4 protein-coding genes are annotated in these 3,375 nt (G+C 68.6%); all 4 read left to right on the top strand.

Going from position 1 to position 3,375, the window contains the following annotated elements; translation table 11 throughout:
* On the top strand, positions 1-986 hold a 986-nt coding region (locus VNJ47_03295; GenBank protein HXG27856.1), incomplete at its 5' end, for an 8-amino-7-oxononanoate synthase.
* Between the two features lie 223 nt (positions 987-1,209).
* Positions 1,210-1,893, top strand: a complete 684-nt coding sequence (bioD, locus tag VNJ47_03290) for a dethiobiotin synthase (GenBank protein ID HXG27855.1) — start codon at positions 1,210-1,212, stop codon at positions 1,891-1,893.
* Positions 1,894-1,958: 65 nt separating this feature from the next.
* On the top strand, positions 1,959-2,474 hold the full coding sequence (locus VNJ47_03285; protein HXG27854.1) for a DUF2244 domain-containing protein: 516 nt from the start codon (positions 1,959-1,961) through the stop codon (positions 2,472-2,474).
* Positions 2,475-2,487: 13 nt separating this feature from the next.
* Positions 2,488-3,375, top strand: an 888-nt coding sequence (gene coxB, locus VNJ47_03280; GenBank protein HXG27853.1) for a cytochrome c oxidase subunit II, incomplete at its 3' end; no start/stop codon positions are given.

Below are 3,375 nucleotides of genomic sequence, written 5' to 3'. Positions count from 1 at the left end.
CCGAGTACGGCCTGGGCAGCGGTGCCTCCGCCTATGTCACCGGCTGGAACGCCGAGCATCAGGCACTGGAAGAGGAACTGGCCGAGTTCGTGCAGCGCCCGCGCGCGCTGCTGTTCTCGACCGGCTACCAGTGCAATCTGGGCGTGATCCAGGCCCTGGTCGGCCGCGGCGATGAGGTGTTCTCGGACGCGCTCAATCATGCCTCGCTGATCGACGGCTGCCGCCTGTCCGGCGCCGCCATCCACCGCTACGCGCATGCCGACGTCGCCAATCTGGCCCGCCAGCTCGACCAGCCAGCGGCCGGGCGGCGGCTGATCGTCAGCGACGGCGTGTTCAGCATGGACGGCGATACCGCGCCGCTGGCGGAACTGGCGGCGCTGGCCGCGCGGCAGGATGCCGCGCTGCTGGTGGACGACGCGCACGGCTTCGGCGTGCAGGGTCCGCAGGGCCGCGGCAGCCTGGCCGCGCTGGGTCTGGGCATCGACGAGGTGCCGGTGCTGGTGGCCACGCTGGGCAAGGCGCTGGGCGGCTTCGGCGCCTTCGTGGCCGGCGCGGACGAGCTCATCGAATACCTGCTGCAGCGCGTGCGCACCGCGATCTTCACCACCGCCATGCCGCCCGCGCTGGCGGCCGCGATGCGCACGAGCCTGCGCCTGCTGCAGGCGGAAGGCTGGCGGCGCGAGCAGCTGCACGCGCTGATCGCGCGGTTCCGCGCCGGCAGCCGGCAGCTGGGCCTGCCGGTGGCGGAGTCGTCCACCGCCATCCAGCCGCTGATCGCTGGCGATGAGGACCGGGCCCTACGGCTCAGCGCCGCGCTGCAGGCGCGCGGCTTTCTGGTTGGCGCGATCCGGCCGCCCACCGTGCCGCCCGGCACCTCGCGCCTGCGCATCACGTTGTCCGCCGCGCACACGGAGCAGCAGGTGGACGCCCTGCTCGATGCATTGGCGGCAGGGGTCAAAGAAGTTCAGCAGAATGAACAGGATTAGGGAACTTCTGATCAATCCTCCTCGTCATTCCGGCGAAAGCCGGAATCCAGTGACTTTCAAGGCTCTGGACCCCGGCCCCGGATCGAGTCCGGGGCCGGTTTTTCGCTGGGGTGACGAATGAATCAGAGCTTCCTTGGCAGGATTTACAGGCAAGAATTCTTCTGTGACTGAAATCCTCTTACCCTGTTAATCCTGAAAATCCTGTCTGTCCTGTCCATTCTTCATGCCTACGATCTTCATCACCGGCACCGACACAGGCGTAGGCAAGACGCACGTCGCGCGGCTGCTGCTGGAGCAGGCACGCGCCGAGGGTATCCGCTGCGCCGGCTTCAAGCCGGTGGCGGCGGGCGCCACGGACACCGCCGAGGGGCCGCGCAACGAGGACGCGCTGGCGCTGCAGGCGGCCGCCAGCGTCGAGCTGCCTTATGAACTGGTGAATCCTTATCTCTTGCCGGAGCCCGTGGCGCCGCACATCGCCGCTGCAGAGGCGGGCGTGCGCATGGGCCCTGCGCGCATCCTGCAGGCGCATGCCGAGATCGCGGCGCGCGCAGACTTGGTGGTGGTGGAGGGCGCCGGCGGCTGGCAGGTGCCCCTGACCGAGGATCTGCTGTATTCGGAACTGGTCACGCAGGCCGGCTGGCCTGTGCTGCTGGTGGTGGGTATGCGCCTGGGTTGTCTCAACCATGCGCTGCTGTCCGCGCAGGCCATCCGCGCCGTCACCCGCCTCACCGGCTGGGTGGCCAACTGTCTGCCGCCGCGCCAGCCACGCCTCGAGGCCAACCTGATGACGCTCGGCCAGCGGCTGCCGGAACCCCTGCTCGGTGTGATCCCGCCTGCCGAAGGAGGCGGGGACTGGACGCGCTGGCCACGCCTGTCGGCCCGCGGGCTGCTGGGCACGCTCGATTGAGGCGGCGGTTTGCCACGGCTTCGACGCATCCACTACAATTTGCTGCAGTTTCAGGGGCGATCGCGGTGAACGGCACAGACGCGGTTGACACGAGCGCCCAGGGGGAATCCCGCCACCGGTTGGTCGTCGAGCCGAACGCCTCGCTTACCGTCACCCAGGCCGCAGTGTTCCTGTTGTGGATGTGCGTCCTGACCTTCGGCATTGCGGGCCTGTTCGCCTGGCGCGGCTACTGGTTGGTGCTGCCCTTCGCGGGCCTGGAGATGCTGGCACTGGCGGCGGGCCTGTGGTGGTCGCTGCGCGGCAACACCTACCGCGAGGTGATCACGCTGGATCCCGACCGGCTACGGGTCGAGACCGGGCGGCGTCGGCCCGAGCACCGCTGGGAGTTTCCCCGCGCCTGGACGCGGCTGCAGTTCGAGCCGGAAACCCCGGCCGACCGCAGCCACCTGTGGCTGACATACGCCGGCGCCCGCTGTGAGATCGGCGCCTGCCTGGGAGAGGACGACCGCGTGCGGCTGGCGCGGCGGATCCGAGAATTGCTGGCGACGCCGTCGGGGCGCGCCGAACACGACCGAGGATGACGGGAGTATGCGCATGTCGATGAATACGATGCAGAAGCTGGTGGCCGGCGGTGCCGCACTGCTGATGTCCGGCACCGCGAGCGCGAGCTGGCTCCTGAACATGCCCAAGGGCGTGACCGAGATCAGCCACGCGGTGTGGAACCTGCACATGCTGATCCTGGGCATCTGCACGCTGATCGCCGTGGGCGTGTTCGGCGTGATGATTTACTCGATGCTCCACCACCGCAAGTCCAAGGGCCACCAGGCCGCGCAGTTCCACCACAGCACCACCGCCGAGATCGTCTGGACCGTCATCCCGTTCTTCATCCTGGTCGGCATGGCCATCCCCGCCGCCGGCACGCTGATCAAGATGGAGGACTTCAGCGACACCGACATGACGGTCAAGATCACCGGCTACCAGTGGAAGTGGCAGTACACCTATCTGGACGAGGGCATCGACTACTTCAGCACCCTCGACGCGGCCAGCAACGCCGCGCGCCAGACCGGCGCCGCCGGCTGGGGAATGGACTCGCTGGCTGAACTGCGCAAAGTGAATGACGGCCACTACCTGCTCGAAGTGGACAAACCGCTGGTACTGCCGGTGGGCAAGAAGGTGCGCCTGCTGCTGACCTCGAACGACGTGATCCACGCCTGGTGGGTGCCCGACCTGGCCGTGAAGAAGGACGCCATCCCCGGCTACATCAACGAGATGTGGACCAGGATCGACAAGCCCGGCATCTACCGCGGCCAGTGCGCCGAGCTGTGCGGCCGCGACCACGGCTTCATGCCGGTGGTGGTCAAGGCCGTGACCCAGGCGGAATACGACGCCTGGGTCGCCGAGCAGAAGGGCGGCGCGCCGGTGCAGGTCGCTTCCAGTGCGCCCGTGGCCGCCGCGCCGGCACCGGCTGCGGCGCCTGCCCCG

The organism is Nevskiales bacterium (genome assembly GCA_035574475.1).
Classification (GTDB): Bacteria; Pseudomonadota; Gammaproteobacteria; order Nevskiales; family DATLYR01; genus DATLYR01.
Note: the sequence above shows the minus strand (reverse complement) of the source record. Positions and strands in the feature narration are given on the sequence as shown.